Raw genomic sequence first — 14,493 nt, 5'->3', positions numbered from 1 at the left:
TGCGTCTAAATATAAAGAATTTCTTTGCTAATCACTTCTTGTGCCAATTGGAAAACCCCTTGAGAATCAAAGTTGCTGGGATGAAGCTCCCCGTTGTGCACGAAACTGGACCGAGCATTGTATAAGTTTTTAATTTTCTGCTTTATTTCATTGCGGTTTTCCGCAGTTGTTCCGACCCAGTAAGACACTGCATCCTGTAGTCTTGCAGAGAGGTCTTCTTTGCGCCTGTCCAGTAGTATTCCCTCTAACAAGGTAGCTAAAAACATAGCTTTCTCACCTTCGCTCCAGGCAGAACAGGCTCTTAGATAAATTCTCAAAGCCTGCCTAATCGCTAGTGCCCGTTGGTCTTCACTTTTGAAAAGTCTCTCAACCAGACGGGCGCGGCGAACCACGGAACCAGAGTTTCCGTGTTTTTCGTCTAGCTCACTTTCAGGTTTCAGATCAGGATCAAAGCCGACAGAAAACGCGCAGCTAGCTACGACGGAGTTGGTATAGGATCCGGTATTATAAGTTTTGCCGCTTCCGATCACCATGCTAGGTGGCGAAATCAAATGAGTTGAACGGAACTTTGCAAGTCGAAAGGCCAATAGCATCCCCTGTATTTCTTGACAGAGTGTCTCTACAAACAGTTTGACTCTATTGAAGTTTTTTCCGTAAACGACTCCTTCCACCCAGATCCACCCTTCAGGTGCTTGTAGTCCGGTATCAGCGTATAATATTTGATTGAATGGTCCATTGGAGTGGAAGTCTCTAAGAGTAGAGAAGTCACTGGTGATCTTGGCCTCAAGTCTTGAAAGGGAACGTAACTCCAGTTGGTTCCGGGAAAACTGGATCTCAAGATTTCCCTCTCGTTCCCCAAACGCCGTTCCGCATTTTTTAGCCACAGGTACTTGAAAGAAATACTGGCGTCCCTCAATTAGCGCTAGCAACCCGTCGACTTCGTGTTCAGGATTTAGTTGACCATCATCTGGAACAACCCCATCGGGCCCGAGGAAATCCCTCCTACGATTGGCGTCGATGGTAATCGATTTTCTTGCTTCGGTTCTTTCATCAAACGCCTCTGAGTTGTGGAGATAGTCCGCGAGCTTTTGGAATTTGATGGAAAGCTCTAGCTTCCGTCGCTCGTACTCTGTCTTTCTACTGTTATCTTCTTCTTCACTTGCATCGGGGAAACCTTCGGACAAGTCCTCTATTATCTCGTACCATTCATCTTCAAGGGCATATGACGCTTCAATGAGTTCGGATAGATAGTCTTTGTCGAATTTTTCGTTCATAGTCGGTCCTTCCCAGCTTCAGAGGCGCAAGCTTGCGTATGGTGCCGTGGATAGTATCTGATAGTCTTTTTTCAAAGCGCGCAACGACCGTTGAAGCAGTCCAAACTATGATTTCAGTACTTGAAAAGCGAACTGGCTGAGGAGTCTAAGCGATCCGTAGGGGTCTTCGATGTCTCAGTTCGAATAAGTTTAACGGCGACAATCGTCCACGTCCGCATTATTTTATCAAATAATACGGACGCGGAGATACTAGCAGACCTTTTTCTAATTATTTATCTAACGTACAGCCGGCGCATATCTTCAGCAAACTCTGCAAATGAAATTGCGTTGTTTTTGAAAAACTCGACTCTGGAACCGAATTTCTCTTTTTTTAATTTTCCCTTTGTATTGTCACGCTCACTTTCACAACGAGCTATCTCTCTTTCTAGTGCAGTTTTGTTGCAAACAAGGGTGATGTTTGTGTTTTGCATCTTTGCCAAGTTTTGCTGACCGATGTGCTTTAAACCTTTGGAAGACGCGCCCATACCTCCGCCAGTAATTACAAATGCGTTCGCACCATGCTTAAGTTCGCTATTTGTTAGTCGAATTCTGTCGTTGCTGCTCATTTGCACCGCAATGAATGCATTAACTTTGCGATCGTTTTTGTCCGCAACACACGGAAGCACTATGTCTGTATTTGAGCCAGCGACTGACTTATACTGACAGCGGTAGTGTACATCTTTCTCTAGCCCAATACTGCCCAATATTGCCTCTGCAAATGTTTCACCTGCAATACCGGCGTTTGATTTAATAGAGTTTATTACAGAAGATATTATTGTTTTGGACAGCAGCGCCGACAGTCTCTCACGAAGTAAATTTCCGTTGTTAGGGTATCTAATTTGTTCGATTAAATCGTGCGTTGTCGGATGTTCGGACAAATCTAGTTTGTTGAAGATTTCTATCGGATCATAAAGAAGAGGTCCGAATACAACCATGTTAATCCGCAGAAAGTCATCAGTCATCTTTTCGATGCGATCGTCCAAGGAGTTCAGATCATTTAATACGGGAATTTGGCTGGCAGCTTTCAAATCCTCCCGTCTCTTGTTCTCTAAAGGTGCTCTATAGAGGGCAATTACTCCGTTTTCGCCGTACAACTCCTCCGTCAGGCGGGGCTCAATTTTTTCCAGTACTTTTGGGTAGTTATCGGTTGATAGATCGCTCAGGTCACTGGCAGTTAACACTCGAATCTCCTTTGCCATGTGCCCGATTCAGGAGCACACGGCAGAGAAATTTTCAAGTCATCAAGTTTCGCCTTAAGATTGAACGATTGATTTTAGATGCTTCCCAATTTCTTCCGCCATCTTGACCGGCACTGCGTTACCTATCTGCGTATACTTCGGCACTTCTCGGTCAAAGATATTTTCACGCGGATTACCAGCTCGCCTCAGCCCGCCGGTAGTTCGCTTTCCGGCGAACTGATACCAGTCGGGGAAGGTTTGTAGTCTGGCCCACTCACGTACTGTGGGTGTTCTGGCTTGTGAGAAGTGGACAAAATCGTCAGGTAGTGAGGTAGCCGTTATGGTTGGGCCCTGTTCGCCCCACTTTTTTGGCAGAAGCCTTTGGGCAAATTTCTTTGTTTTGAGTTGCGCTGGAATCTCACCATTGTTGTCAATCATCTCTTGAAAGCGCCGTTGGACGTGCGGACTATGTTTACTATAGTCCTGCTCAGTTAACACCGAGCTTTTTCCCATAAGTCTTCCATCAACTCGAGTTCTGAAATACCGAGACCAATCACCTTTGGCGGGATTAACATATCGCCCAGTAGACCCGCCGTACTGGAATTCAGGATCAACCAAGTCACCAAGCACATCGATAAGATCGCCGAAGTCCGCCTGACCGTTTGGCAAAAAACCTGCCTCTATAGCATCCACATTATCCGATTTTGGCGCTGCAACATCTTCGTGGACCCCAACTACCAAAACCCGCGGTCGGTTTTGGGGCACCCCGTATTGCTTGGCGTGAACTAGTTTGAAGCGAACATTGTAGCCTTCAATTCCCTTAAACGTGTTTAGAACGTCGTTAAAGATTTCTCCTTTAGTTCCATCTTTTGTCCATTTCGCGCGAAGCAAACCTTCAACATTCTCAAAAAGAAAGGCCTTAGGCTGAACTTTGTGAACGAAGTATGCCATATCCTGATACAGGTGGTTTGATGGCAATTGTTTTTTTTCGACGGAGTAGGAGCGTCGCAGTCCGATGCCACTGAAGCCTTGGCAGGGCGGCCCACCAACCACAAGATCAATCGATTTGGGTCCGAATTCTCTGTTGAACGTATCCCTTAGTGAAGAGCCTAGGCCATCAAAAAAGTACTCGTCACCTACGACTTTTTTTATATCCCCGCTGTGAAAGGTTTTTCTCAGGTGTGGGTGTGAAACGTCTCGATTGCGAAGATATGTTTCGCGGGCGTCGTCATTAAGCTCGTTTACATAGAGTGGAAAAAAACCTGCCTTTTCTAGGCCCAGTGACAACCCTCCGCAGCCTGCGAATAGATCGATTACCGTTGGCTTTCCGTTCAACTCTTCCATTTTCGTACTCCTGTTCGGATAAGTTTGGTACAACGCCTTCAAGACGAAGTCCAGGAGTTTTTTGTACTGCTGATAGTCGGGTGGGTGTCTCGCCCTACTAGATATAGAACATTTTGCGACTGGTATTGGCAAGGTCGGATTCACGGTTGATAGGCAGAAGCGCATGGTTGACTTTGTCTCGAGAGAAAATCGGCGAAAGATCATGCGGGGAGTTAAGTCAAAGGACACGAGGCCTGAAATTATTGTGCGCAAAATGTTGCATAGGCTTGGTTTTCGCTTCCGGCTCCATCGAAAAGACCTTCCCGGCTGTCCAGATATCGTGCTCCCAAAATACAAAACAGTGGTTCAAGTGCATGGGTGCTTTTGGCACCAACACAACTGCAAGGAAGGGAGGATGCCCAAAAGCAACATTTCATTTTGGACAGAAAAGCTAAGCAGAAACGTTGAACGCGATAAGAAAAACGACAAAGCTTTGCATGAGATGGGTTGGAGAGTCGTTACAATTTGGGAGTGCGAAACCAAGGACGCGGACATACTTAGGGCGCGGATTAACCAAATAGAACGGATGGACTAGTTTACGTCAAAGTAAGTTGGTAGAGACATTGGCTTTAAAATCGAACGGCATCAGCTGTCGCGAAAGAAGCTTTAGCTTGTTCACGATCCGATCGAGAAAGTTCGTTCGGGCTCTGTATGTACTTAATTTGGGTGGGTAGATGGAGTTTATCTTTCCCGTCTCTCCCATCAAATCATTGAAATATAACGTTTTCCGATATAATTTTGGAGGCGAGTACCGGAATCGAACCGGTGTACACGGATTTGCAATCCGCTGCGTCACCACTCCGCCAACTCGCCTTTTCAAGCAATATCAAGTACTTGCTGTGGTGTGGTCGGCGTTCTAACAGCTTTCTGAGTGAACGTCCAGAGCTTTGAGTGCGATTGTTTCTGCTGTTGTACCAAATTCCGAAGCGCTCTGATAAGATCATTTTGCCGCGCCCGTATTTGCCGTCTGAGCCGTTGCTGCTGGCAGACGGATGTGGCACAAGCCAATAAGCAGAACGACAAGGATTGAGCGATCAAATGACAGATTTCGCAGCCCGGCGTCTTACGATGGTTGATACTCAAGTCAGGCCCTCGGATGTGACAAAATTCCCGATCATTGATGCGATGCTATCAGTGGCACGTGAAAATTTCGTGCCGGATTCGCTGCGCGAGGCAGCCTATGTCGGTGATCTGATTGAATTGGGAGGCGGGCGTTGCCTGCTGGAGCCCAGAACTTTGGCCAAGATGTTGGATGTAGTGAATATTTCCAACGATGAAGTGGTTTTGGATATTGCACCTGGATTGGGCTATTCGACTGCGATAGTGGCGCAAATGGCTGAGTTGGTCGTGGCTGTGGAATCCGAAGACGATTTGGCGGCAGAAGCGCAGACACTTCTGATGGAAGCCGATGCAGATAATGCAATTGTTCACACAGGTCCTCTCGAAATGGGGGCCGTTGAGCATGGCCCTTATGATGTGATCTTGGTTCAGGGCGGTGTGGAGCAGTTGCCCGCCACGCTGCTGGATCAGCTCAAGGATGGTGGACGGATCGTCTGCCTTTTCATGGAGGGCAGTCTTGGGACTGTGCGGGTAGGTATTAAGGCTGCAGGCCGGATTTCGTGGCGCTATGCGTTTAATGCCAGCGCTCCGGTTTTGCCCGCGTTTTGCGCTGAGTGTGCATTTTCGCTATAGTTGGCAATAGAAGTATTTTGATGCCTTGATTACTTGAAAACACCGGCGCAAACTGCTCCGGTGGTTGCGTAATTTCGATTTGAGAGGATTTGGTAATGCGCGGGACGACGACAGGAAAGCTGCTCAAAGGTCTCACTTTGGCTGCTGGTATTGCGTTTAGTGCAATACCCGGACGGTCAGTTTGGGCTGACAATCTGACAGATGCGTTTATCGGTGCGTATAATACCAGCGGTCTGCTCGAACAGAACCGTGCATTGCTGCGGGCAGCGGATGAAGACGTCGCAATTGCGCTGTCTGCATTACGTCCCATCATCAACTGGACGGTGCGTGTTAGCCGCGACTACACGCGGACCAATACAAGCAGCCTAATCAACACGACAGAACCCTCCAATTTTTTCTCGGGCCTTACGCTTAGCCAGTTGATCTATGACGGTGGCGCTTCGGTTCTGGGCAAGCAATCGGCGCAGGAAACCGTTCTTTCCACACGTCAGTCTTTGATCGATATCGAACAGCAAATCCTAATTCGTGCAGCGAATGCTTATTTAGGTGTATTGCTGCAGGAAGAAACTGTCGCGATCCGCCAAAACAACGTGGAAGTGTCCGCCGAGGAACTCCGTGCCTCGCAAGACCGTTTCGAGGTTGGTGAAGTGACACGTACCGACGTCGCGCTGTCCGAGGCACAGTTGGCCAGTTCGCAAGCGGATTTGGCCGTTGCCCGTGGGAACCTGAGCATTGCGCAGGCTGAATACGTAAATGCAGTTGGCAAAACGCCCGGAAGGACGGCTGGCCAGCCGAGGTTGCCAAATCTGCCGCGTTCGGAATCCGATGCTGTCAATCTGGCGCAGCGTAACCACCCGGCTATCCTTTCGGCGCAACATCAGGTTCGCGCGCTGGATCTGATCGTACAGCAACAACGAGCTAATCTTGGACCGAATGTCAGCTTGAATGCTGATGCAGGTATTACCGAGAGCTATGACAACGACGACTACATCAACGATGCAACAATCTCGTTGAATTTCAATCAGCCGATCTATGCTGGCGGTGGTCTGGCGGCTGCGGTGCGTCGGGCGATGGCAACGCGTGACGCGTCTCGCGCGAATTTGCTGAATGTACAGAAAAACATCACGCAAGGAGTTGCGGATCGCTATGCGGCATTTCAGGCCGCAACGGCCAGCCTGCGGGCTTCGACCGAGCGTGTTCGCGCCTCGCAAGTTGCCTTTGACGGTATCCGCGAAGAAGCGACGCTAGGTGCGCGTACAACTTTGGATGTTTTGAACGCCCAGCAGGATTTGCTGGATGCACAGTTGGCTGAAGTTGCGTCTCGGACTGAGCGGTCTCGTGCTGCGTATGAGTTGCTGCAGGCACAGGGTTTGTTGACGGCAGAGCGCTTGGGGCTGGCGGTGCAGATTTATGACCCAACCTTGTATTACAACCTCGTCAAAAAGGCGCCATCGCAGGTTAGCAAGCAAAGCCGCGATTTGGATCGGGTGCTCAAGGCATTGCGCCGGGATTAAACAGTATCGCTACCTGTTGTGGCGATGGTTTTGATTGGCTACAATCGAACCAAGGTTAGAGCGGTAGAAAAATATGTCGGATCGTGTTGTAAACGCCAATATTCAGGACGTTCTCTCGTCGGTTAAACGAATGGTCGACGAAGACGCCAGTGGCGAATCGGAATTTATCTTTGTCCCTTCGCCCCCGGCGTCCAAGCCTGGGCGGCTGGTTTTGACCGACGCCCTGCGTGTCAGCGAGGAACCGCTGATTGCTAAGAAGCGGGCACCTCTGAAGTTGATGCCTCATAGCAGCGCGGGCGATGAGGCAGAAAGACAGGCCGCGAATACGCCTGACAACCCAGACGAACCGATGCGTTTGCAGCCCAACGATGTTGTGCCTGCCAAAGATGCGGAGGTCAGCACCGAGGAACCAAAGCGTGACCTTGCGGGGAGTTTGAGCGCAAAAATCGAAGCCTTGGAGGCCGCGATCGCCCGGACTGAAGATCAGTGGGAACCGGATGGTGAAAGCGACGATGAGTACTCTGGTACAAAGACAAAGGCTGTCGAGTGGCCAGTGGACAAGGGATTTGCGCAGTCTAAGGTCGCACAACCTGACACAGAGCCCAAAACAGAGGCCGTGTTCATACGCGATCCTTCGGTAAAAGCGGATCCGACACCAAAGCCCACCGGTGCGGTGTTTGAGGAGCAGCAGTTGCGCGAGCTTGTTGCGCAGATCGTCCGAGAAGAGCTGCAAGGCGCATTGGGCGAGCGGATTACTAAGAACCTGCGCAAGATGGTTCGGCGCGAAATTGTGCGGGCGTTGGCCGCTGGGGATCGAGACTAATCCTCAGTCCCGATTTGCTGTCTGCGCCATCGAGAGAAGCAGGTCTAAATCCATGTGCCGCTCAAGATGGTCGGCAAGGTCGTCAAGGACCTGTTCGACGCCGTCTTCATAGGCGTTTTCTGATACAACGCCAAATTCGGACAGATAGCTGGCGCGAAATTCGTCTGATGTGAAAATCCCGTGCAAATAACTGCCGCGTATGCGTCCATTGGCGCTGGCGGCACCTTCTGGCCTCCCCTCGACCTGCAGCCACGCGCGGACGCAATCCAGACCTTCGGTCCTACCCATATGGATTTCATAACCGCTGACGGGTTCCTTACCGGGTAGGGCGGTCGCTGATCGCAATGTAACCTGCTTTTCACCGGCCATAGTAGTGGTGACATCCAGCAGCCCCAAACCTTCGACGTGACCCGGGCGACCGTCTACGCCATCCGGGTCCGCGATGGTTTTTCCCAGCATCTGATATCCTCCGCAAAGGCCCAGAACGTGTCCTCCCCGACGGACATGGGCATACAGGTCTATGTCCCAGCCTTGCGCCCGGAAATAGGCCAGATCGCCAATCGTGGATTTGCTGCCGGGCAGCAACACCAGATCGGCATCGCCGGGCAGGGGGCGGCCGGCAGGAATGATCTCGACCGTCACACCGGGTTCTGCCGAAAGTGGGTCAAGATCATCAAAATTGGCCATCCGCTCTAGCTGAGGCACAACGATCTTGCACGCACCGCCCGCGTGAGAGCGAATGTCCATCATATCCTCGGCAGGCAGCTTCCATGCATCGTGAAACCACGGCACCACGCCGATGCAGGGCCAACCGGTCCGGGCCGCGATGTCATCGCGACCTTCGTCAAATAGGGACACGTCACCTTTGAACCGATTTATGGCAAAGCCTCGGATCATCTCGAGATCCCTTGCGTCCAGGACTGCCTGTGTTCCAACGATTTGGGCGATCACTCCGCCACGATGGATATCGCCGACCAGAACAACCGGAACGTCAGCGGCACACGCAAATCCCATATTGGCAATATCGCCTATGCGCAAATTGGTCTCAGCTGGGCTGCCTGCGCCCTCGATCAGCACCAAATCGGCATCGCTGCACAGCCGGCCGAAGCTTTCCAAAGCCGCACCCAGAAGCTTGGATTTATCTTTGCGATAGTCGCCCGCTTTCATTGTGCCCGCGCGCTTGCCCTGAAGGATGATTTGCGCGCCTGTGTCGGTTTCTGGTTTTAACAGGATCGGGTTCATGTCGGTATGCGTCGGCCGTTTCGCCGCCCGCGCCTGCAGGGCCTGCGCACGCCCGATTTCTCCACCGTTTTCAGTAACAGCGGCGTTGTTTGACATGTTCTGCGGTTTGAACGGAGCAACCCTCAGCCCGCGTCGGGTATATGCGCGTGCCAGTCCGGCCACCAAAACCGATTTTCCGACATTGCTGCCGGTGCCTTGAATCATGATGGACCACGCCATGGCCTGTCTCCTATGTTGACGCGCAGATGACCTGATTTAAGGGCAAAGGAAAAGCCCCCTATGAACACACCTGCGCATCTTTTGATCGGCGCCGCCACTTTTGCACGCCCAGCCCAAGGAGCCGCATTATGGGCAGCGTTACTTGGATCGGTGTTGCCGGATTTATCGTTATATGTGATGGCAAGTGCCTCGCTGTATATTCTGAACATCCCGGCACAGGTTGTATTCGACCAGCTTTACTTTTCGCCAGCCTGGCAAACGGTGTTTGCCGTCGACAACTCGTTCTTTGTATGGGGAACCGCGCTTGGCCTAGGGCTGTGGCGACGTTGGCACTTATTGACCATAGGTGCGTCCGCAGGGCTGCTGCACTTGGTGATGGATTTCATTTTACACGCAGGAGATGGTCGGCCACAATTCTGGCCGCTCAGTTCTTGGGTCTTCGAAAGCCCCATCAGCTATTGGGACAGTACGCATCATGCCATTTGGGTCGCGCCCATATCCATGGCGGTGTGTTTGGCGGCCTATGCGGTGTTGTGGCAACGCGGCCTTTCGATAGGGGCTAAGCTCTTTTTTGCTGTTTTTCTTGCGGCCGAGCTCTGGGTTGCAAGGCATTGGAAAATGTACTTTTAGTCTGATCAATGAAAAACGCGCCCCGTCGTCAGGGCGCGTTTTTTCAATCGGATGCGGGGTTCAATCAGGCCGCTTCGGCCTGCTGAGCCGCATTCCGGCGTTCGCTTTCTTCGCGTGACAGAGCCACCGAAGTCCGGACGCCGCGACCGACAAATTCCATCAATCCACCAACAACCCGCTCATTGGGGTCGATACCGGCGCAGGACAGTACTTCGCGACCATCGCGCGAACGAGCCCAGCGGGCAATTTGTTCTGGCCCATTGCCATATTTCTTGTCGTCAGCGATGGCATCATCCAGAGCAGCCAGTACAACGGCTGCGAAAAGTTTGCGTGCACGATTGCCTTGTTCGTTATTGAAGGCAGTGCCGTCAACGAAATCTCTCATCTCGTTTTTCCTGTTTTTCTTGCTCTTGCAATTTTCGGCGTGACGGTCCTTATGACCTATTACATGCGATTCGGATACACCTAAATCGCATAACTACGTTGCGTCATTTGCATGGCTCGCTGCATGTGCAGCACTAGGTTTCGTTGTCTTGTCAGGTGTGGTCACGCCAGATATAGGGACAACAACTGACGCATCAACCGTTTGTGAAGGATTTAAGTCATGCCCAAGATAAATGGGAACGAAATTCGCCCCGGCAATGTGCTTGAGCATAACGATGGGCTGTGGGCGGCTGTTAAGGTGGATCACGTAAAGCCCGGTAAAGGCGGTGCTTTTGCGCAGGTCGAACTGCGCAACTTGCGTAATGGCTCAAAATTGAACGAACGCTTTCGTTCCGCCGACAAGGTTGAGCGCGTACGGCTTGAGCAAAAAGATCAGCAATTCCTGTACGAATCCGATGGCATGTTGGTGTTCATGGATTCTGAGACATACGAACAGATCGAGCTGCCGTCGGAATTGCTGGGCGAGCGCCGCCCGTTTCTGCAGGACGGCATGACCATTGTTGTCGAATTCTACGAGAGCGAGGCATTGAATGCGACGCTGCCGCAAAAGGTGACCTGCAAGATTGTCGAGACCGAACCGGTCGTCAAAGGGCAAACCGCTGCAAACTCGTTCAAACCTGCAATCTTGGATAATGGCGTTAAGGTCATGGTTCCGCCGTTTATTGGTCAGGATGAAATGATCATCGTGAATACGGAAACCATGGAATATTCTGAACGCGCCTAAGCTTGTTCCAACCACATTCGAAAGACCGCATCCTTCAGGTGCGGTCCTTTTTTTTGCGCGGTCGCCGGTATCGCTCGGGGTCCGGACCGAACAGTTCAAGCATCAATTCGAACTTGATGCGATTGGCGCTGACTTGGCGATAGAATGCGATTAGGAATGCGGTTGGACCTTGTATGCGTGTTAGCCCGCTGGTGGCAGCAACCACGGTGCCGACGTCCGTACGCCCATGCAAAACCAGCCATCCGCCAAGCATCAAGATTCCAACCGTCCCGGCACCGTTGATAACGCTCAGCAAGAATTTGGCAGACAATTTCCAGATGAACATGCGACGGCGTGTTTCGTAAATTTCATCAAACAGTGCGTCGATATCTGTAGATACAGCCTCGATATCCTCGGTAGTCAAACGGTCGGTCGAATTGCGCAGGATACGGACCCGTTCGGCGACAAAGACGTTCACGCGCCGTTGCGAGACCAGAACAATGATGATTTGTGGAAGGATCATCGAAAACGCGATCAGACCCAGGCCGGGTTGTGTGGATGAGATATAGCCAATCACACTGATCAACGTTCCGATCTGAACAACGGGGTCGGAAAAGGCGCCGCCTGCAAATTTACCAAGCTCTTCAGCCTCGGCAGAGACGGCAGTGCTCATGGTTCCCTTGCGAAAGGATCCTCCGGTTTGGTTGAGGTCAGCTGCGCGCACCAACAGGCGTTGACGGATCAGGCGGATCAGGTCCTCACCCAAAGTGCCCGCCCGGTAGCCCAGCACCCATTTCAGGGCAAGGCTAAGCAAAATGACAGCCATCATGCCAGCGCCTAATGTCAACAATCGCTCGACCCCGACATCTGCCGAAGTCAGATGGTTGATGATGTCGCGCTGAAATTCCAGCGGAACTGCAGCTAGCGCTGCGACTGCCAATGACAGCAGGATAAGTATTACTTGCCGGCCCGCACTGGCCCGCCAGATTGCCCGATACAGCCGGAACATCTTTTACATCCCTCTTGCAGTTCCGGCGCCAGTGTTACCGCGCAGCGCGATGGGTTCCAGCGAAAACGTGGCGCGAGGTTACCCGTGGGGTTAGTCGGTCAAACGCACAATCGCATCACCCGCCAGCATGTCCCCTTGGGCGCGGTCAAGGCGCAAATAGGCAATTGCTTTGCCATTGGATTGCGTAAACAAAGTTCCGGCGGGCTTTCCACCAGACTGTATCTCGGTTCCGATCGGTGCAGCGCCCGTAATTTCAACAACACGCAAGCCTTTGCGCAGTTCGGTTTTGTGCTTCATGCGCGCGGTGACTTCCTGGCCAACATAGCAACCTTTTTTGAAGTCGAGGCCATTCAGGGCTTCGAAACCGGCTTCAAGTATGTAGCTGTCTGGCGTTAGTTCGATATTTGTCTCTGGAATGCAATGACGGACGCGGATCGCATCCCAGTCTGTACCATCTTCGTCTTCCGGTGCCGAAGAATAGCCGCGCCAGCCAAGATCGGGATGCCTCGGATCGGGCAGGGCGCCTTCTGGTGCGGGGCCTGTGCCGCGCTGCAGATTGAGGTCGGTCGCTTCGATCGCAACATCAGCACGCAGCTTGTACATCGTCAGGCGCTTATTCAGCGCGTCGGCCAGATCCTCTGCCAGGTCCAGCAGAATCGATGATCCGTCCCGTTTCAAAAAGAAATCAGCCAGATACTTGCCCTGCGGGGTCAGCAGGGCAGCGTAGACCAACCCCTCATTCATCCGCTGTACGTCATTTGTGATCAGCCCTTGCAGAAAGCTGTCAGTATCCTTGCCGGTCAGGCGCAGAATGCGGCGATTGGGCATGGGTTGATCCTCGTCATTTGGTCTGGCCTCGTGATATAGGAGAACGCGCCGCCATGACCAGAGGGTATCAGACGTGTCCGCCCCAATCAGCATCGTGATCCCGACATTGAATGCAGGGCAGGAGCTGCCAAGTACACTGCAATCGCTGATGGAAGGTCTGCAACAGGGACTGATCCGCGAGTTGATCGTCAGCGATGCTGGTTCGGATGATCACACGCTAGAGATCGCTGATGAGGCAGGGGCCAGGATCGTGTCAGGCGCCCCATCACGCGGCGGGCAATTGCGGAGGGGATGCGCTGAGGCCAAGGCTGACTGGTTGCTGATCCTGCACGCGGATACCGAGTTGCAACCGGGCTGGACCGCAGCGGTTGCAGAGCATCTGAACACAGGCCAACCTGCGGCCTTTCGTTTGCGGTTCCGCGCCAAGGGCGTGGCCCCACTCTGGGTTGCTGGCTGGGCGAATTTGCGCAGCCGCCTGTTCGGGTTGCCTTACGGCGATCAGGGACTGTTGGTCCAGCGCCAGACCTATCTGTCGGCGGGTGGGTATCCGGATCAGCCATTGATGGAAGATGTCGCCCTGGTTCGCGCCCTGCCGCGCTCGGTGCTGTTAAAAGCGAATGCGGTTACGAATGCGGAACGCTATATCCGTCAGGGCTGGTTTCGGCGTGGTGCGCGGAATCTCTGGACATTGGCGCGCTATTTTCTTGGGGCTGATCCGGCGAAGTTGGCGAAGGCCTATCGGGGATAAAGGCGGTGCGCAGTTCAACAATGGACTTCCCTAGGCGAAACGGGGCCGCAAAACTGACCAGACATAGGGCGATGATCTGTAAGACTAGAATATGCGCATTGGCCTGCAGATATTCCCATTCCTCCTTCAATTTGCCCACCTGATCAATCAGATCGTCATAGCTCTGGGCTAGGATCAGGTAGTCGCCTGCGATGGCAGGTACTTTGCGGCGCATGTTGTCAACGGCGGCTTGCGTGGTTTCATCCAGAGAGGTGAACACTAGAAACTGCTGGATATCAAAAGCATCGGCCTTAGCGGCCATATCGCGAGCCTCTTCCATCTCGTCCTTTGATGTCCGGCCAAACAGGAAATGCAGCCCTTGCAGCGGTGCAACTTCGTTTGTGACCGCAATAAAGAGCGGTAAATCGGCATTGCTGGCGGTCGAGGCAGACAAGAATTCCACCTTTTCACACAAAACGGCGGTATCGGGATCATATGCCGGGTCGCAAAACCGCAGTCGAAAGCGTGCTGCGTCGCGGTCGAAGGCCAGAGTTGCAGCATAAGCTACGTCAATTTGCCGATCCAATCTTGAGCTGTCTGATGTATAGAGCCCCGCCAGTACGGCGACCAATGCGCCGATCCCGCCCAAAACCACCCAGACAAGATCTGCCAGTTTCCAGGCTCGGTGTCCCGCTGGCTTCCGGAATAAGAAGCCGGTTCCCAATAGGCCGATCAGAAACGAAAGAATAAGCAACGGTAGTTGATTGTCGGCAATAAATGTCATGTGT

14 protein-coding genes, 1 tRNA gene and 1 pseudogene are annotated in these 14,493 nt (G+C 52.2%); 7 read left to right on the top strand and 9 right to left on the bottom strand.

Features of this window, described 5'->3' with window-relative positions; translation table 11 throughout:
- Nucleotides 1-5: 5 nt before the first annotated feature.
- The 3 genes from ACR3EJ_RS15445 to ACR3EJ_RS15435 form a co-directional block, all read right to left on the bottom strand.
- On the bottom strand, nt 6-1,274 hold the full coding sequence (locus ACR3EJ_RS15445) for a hypothetical protein (RefSeq protein ID WP_480423076.1): 1,269 nt from the start codon (nt 1,272-1,274) through the stop codon (nt 6-8).
- Between the two features lie 272 nt (nt 1,275-1,546).
- A complete protein-coding gene (locus ACR3EJ_RS15440) occupies nt 1,547-2,512 on the bottom strand; it encodes a hypothetical protein (protein WP_480423075.1) in 966 nt (321 codons plus the stop codon).
- Between the two features lie 54 nt (nt 2,513-2,566).
- Nucleotides 2,567-3,835 (bottom strand): DNA cytosine methyltransferase, encoded by a 1,269-nt coding sequence (locus tag ACR3EJ_RS15435; protein ID WP_480423073.1) that lies wholly within the window; start codon nt 3,833-3,835, stop codon nt 2,567-2,569.
- A 163-nt stretch (nt 3,836-3,998) separates the two neighbouring features.
- On the opposite strand from ACR3EJ_RS15435, the gene ACR3EJ_RS15430 reads away from it, so the two are divergent.
- The gene (locus ACR3EJ_RS15430; RefSeq protein ID WP_480423071.1) at nt 3,999-4,409 is read left to right on the top strand and encodes a very short patch repair endonuclease; all 411 of its coding nucleotides are present in this window, start codon (nt 3,999-4,001) and stop codon (nt 4,407-4,409) included.
- A gap of 204 nt (nt 4,410-4,613) precedes the next feature.
- On the opposite strand, the gene ACR3EJ_RS15425 is transcribed toward ACR3EJ_RS15430, so the two are convergent.
- Nucleotides 4,614-4,687, bottom strand: a tRNA-Cys gene (locus ACR3EJ_RS15425).
- A gap of 225 nt (nt 4,688-4,912) precedes the next feature.
- Between ACR3EJ_RS15425 and ACR3EJ_RS15420 the strand changes: the two genes are divergently transcribed.
- The 3 genes from ACR3EJ_RS15420 to ACR3EJ_RS15410 all read left to right on the top strand — a co-directional run bounded on the left by ACR3EJ_RS15420 (nt 4,913) and on the right by ACR3EJ_RS15410 (nt 7,903).
- Nucleotides 4,913-5,566, top strand: coding sequence for a protein-L-isoaspartate O-methyltransferase family protein (locus tag ACR3EJ_RS15420; RefSeq protein ID WP_170538864.1), 654 nt, complete (start codon nt 4,913-4,915; stop codon nt 5,564-5,566).
- A gap of 95 nt (nt 5,567-5,661) precedes the next feature.
- Nucleotides 5,662-7,080 (top strand): TolC family outer membrane protein, encoded by a 1,419-nt coding sequence (locus ACR3EJ_RS15415; RefSeq protein WP_170538866.1) that lies wholly within the window; start codon nt 5,662-5,664, stop codon nt 7,078-7,080.
- A gap of 73 nt (nt 7,081-7,153) precedes the next feature.
- Nucleotides 7,154-7,903, top strand: coding sequence for a hypothetical protein (locus ACR3EJ_RS15410; protein WP_170538868.1), 750 nt, complete (start codon nt 7,154-7,156; stop codon nt 7,901-7,903).
- Between the two features lie 3 nt (nt 7,904-7,906).
- Here ACR3EJ_RS15410 and ACR3EJ_RS15405 read toward each other — a convergent pair whose 3' ends face one another.
- A complete protein-coding gene (locus ACR3EJ_RS15405) occupies nt 7,907-9,364 on the bottom strand; it encodes a cobyric acid synthase (protein ID WP_170538870.1) in 1,458 nt (485 codons plus the stop codon).
- A 60-nt stretch (nt 9,365-9,424) separates the two neighbouring features.
- Here ACR3EJ_RS15405 and ACR3EJ_RS15400 point away from each other — a divergent pair, with 60 nt between their 5' ends.
- Nucleotides 9,425-9,994, top strand: coding sequence for a cobalamin biosynthesis protein CobQ (locus ACR3EJ_RS15400; RefSeq protein ID WP_170538873.1), 570 nt, complete (start codon nt 9,425-9,427; stop codon nt 9,992-9,994).
- A 64-nt stretch (nt 9,995-10,058) separates the two neighbouring features.
- Here the strand turns inward: ACR3EJ_RS15400 and ACR3EJ_RS15395 are convergent, their stop codons facing one another.
- Nucleotides 10,059-10,379 (bottom strand): DUF6280 family protein, encoded by a 321-nt coding sequence (locus ACR3EJ_RS15395; RefSeq protein WP_008757056.1) that lies wholly within the window; start codon nt 10,377-10,379, stop codon nt 10,059-10,061.
- A gap of 219 nt (nt 10,380-10,598) precedes the next feature.
- Here ACR3EJ_RS15395 and efp point away from each other — a divergent pair, with 219 nt between their 5' ends.
- The gene (gene efp / locus ACR3EJ_RS15390; RefSeq protein ID WP_010439041.1) at nt 10,599-11,162 is read left to right on the top strand and encodes an elongation factor P; all 564 of its coding nucleotides are present in this window, start codon (nt 10,599-10,601) and stop codon (nt 11,160-11,162) included.
- A 34-nt stretch (nt 11,163-11,196) separates the two neighbouring features.
- Here the strand turns inward: efp and ACR3EJ_RS15385 are convergent, their stop codons facing one another.
- On the bottom strand, nt 11,197-12,150 hold the full coding sequence (locus ACR3EJ_RS15385; RefSeq protein WP_170538875.1) for an ABC transporter transmembrane domain-containing protein: 954 nt from the start codon (nt 12,148-12,150) through the stop codon (nt 11,197-11,199).
- A gap of 90 nt (nt 12,151-12,240) precedes the next feature.
- A complete protein-coding gene (gene ygfZ / locus ACR3EJ_RS15380) occupies nt 12,241-12,978 on the bottom strand; it encodes a CAF17-like 4Fe-4S cluster assembly/insertion protein YgfZ (RefSeq protein ID WP_170538877.1) in 738 nt (245 codons plus the stop codon).
- Nucleotides 12,979-13,051: 73 nt separating this feature from the next.
- On the opposite strand from ygfZ, the gene ACR3EJ_RS15375 reads away from it, so the two are divergent.
- Nucleotides 13,052-13,726 (top strand): TIGR04283 family arsenosugar biosynthesis glycosyltransferase, encoded by a 675-nt coding sequence (locus ACR3EJ_RS15375; RefSeq protein ID WP_029621734.1) that lies wholly within the window; start codon nt 13,052-13,054, stop codon nt 13,724-13,726.
- A gap of 7 nt (nt 13,727-13,733) precedes the next feature.
- Here ACR3EJ_RS15375 and ACR3EJ_RS15370 read toward each other — a convergent pair.
- Nucleotides 13,734-14,489 (bottom strand): annotated as a pseudogene (locus ACR3EJ_RS15370) (hypothetical protein); the annotation flags it as partial.
- Nucleotides 14,490-14,493: the final 4 nt, after the last annotated feature.

It is taken from the genome of Ruegeria sp. AB11 (assembly GCF_056536325.1).
This window is presented reverse-complemented; position numbering and strand designations above follow the sequence as displayed.

What these genes read in the sequence shown, in the direction of transcription:
- ACR3EJ_RS15420 (WP_170538864.1), top strand. Translation starts at nt 4,913, where the DNA reads ATGACAGATTTCGCAGCCCGGCGTCTTACGATGGTTGATACTCAAGTC.
- ACR3EJ_RS15445 (WP_480423076.1), bottom strand. Translation starts at nt 1,274, where the DNA reads ATGAACGAAAAATTCGACAAAGACTATCTATCCGAACTCATTGAAGCG.
- ACR3EJ_RS15410 (WP_170538868.1), top strand. Translation starts at nt 7,154, where the DNA reads ATGTCGGATCGTGTTGTAAACGCCAATATTCAGGACGTTCTCTCGTCG.
- ygfZ (WP_170538877.1), bottom strand. Translation starts at nt 12,978, where the DNA reads ATGCCCAATCGCCGCATTCTGCGCCTGACCGGCAAGGATACTGACAGC.
- ACR3EJ_RS15385 (WP_170538875.1), bottom strand. Translation starts at nt 12,150, where the DNA reads ATGTTCCGGCTGTATCGGGCAATCTGGCGGGCCAGTGCGGGCCGGCAA.
- ACR3EJ_RS15435 (WP_480423073.1), bottom strand. Translation starts at nt 3,835, where the DNA reads ATGGAAGAGTTGAACGGAAAGCCAACGGTAATCGATCTATTCGCAGGC.
- ACR3EJ_RS15395 (WP_008757056.1), bottom strand. Translation starts at nt 10,379, where the DNA reads ATGAGAGATTTCGTTGACGGCACTGCCTTCAATAACGAACAAGGCAAT.
- ACR3EJ_RS15440 (WP_480423075.1), bottom strand. Translation starts at nt 2,512, where the DNA reads ATGGCAAAGGAGATTCGAGTGTTAACTGCCAGTGACCTGAGCGATCTA.
- efp (WP_010439041.1), top strand. Translation starts at nt 10,599, where the DNA reads ATGCCCAAGATAAATGGGAACGAAATTCGCCCCGGCAATGTGCTTGAG.
- ACR3EJ_RS15405 (WP_170538870.1), bottom strand. Translation starts at nt 9,364, where the DNA reads ATGGCGTGGTCCATCATGATTCAAGGCACCGGCAGCAATGTCGGAAAA.
- ACR3EJ_RS15415 (WP_170538866.1), top strand. Translation starts at nt 5,662, where the DNA reads ATGCGCGGGACGACGACAGGAAAGCTGCTCAAAGGTCTCACTTTGGCT.
- ACR3EJ_RS15400 (WP_170538873.1), top strand. Translation starts at nt 9,425, where the DNA reads ATGAACACACCTGCGCATCTTTTGATCGGCGCCGCCACTTTTGCACGC.
- ACR3EJ_RS15430 (WP_480423071.1), top strand. Translation starts at nt 3,999, where the DNA reads ATGGTTGACTTTGTCTCGAGAGAAAATCGGCGAAAGATCATGCGGGGA.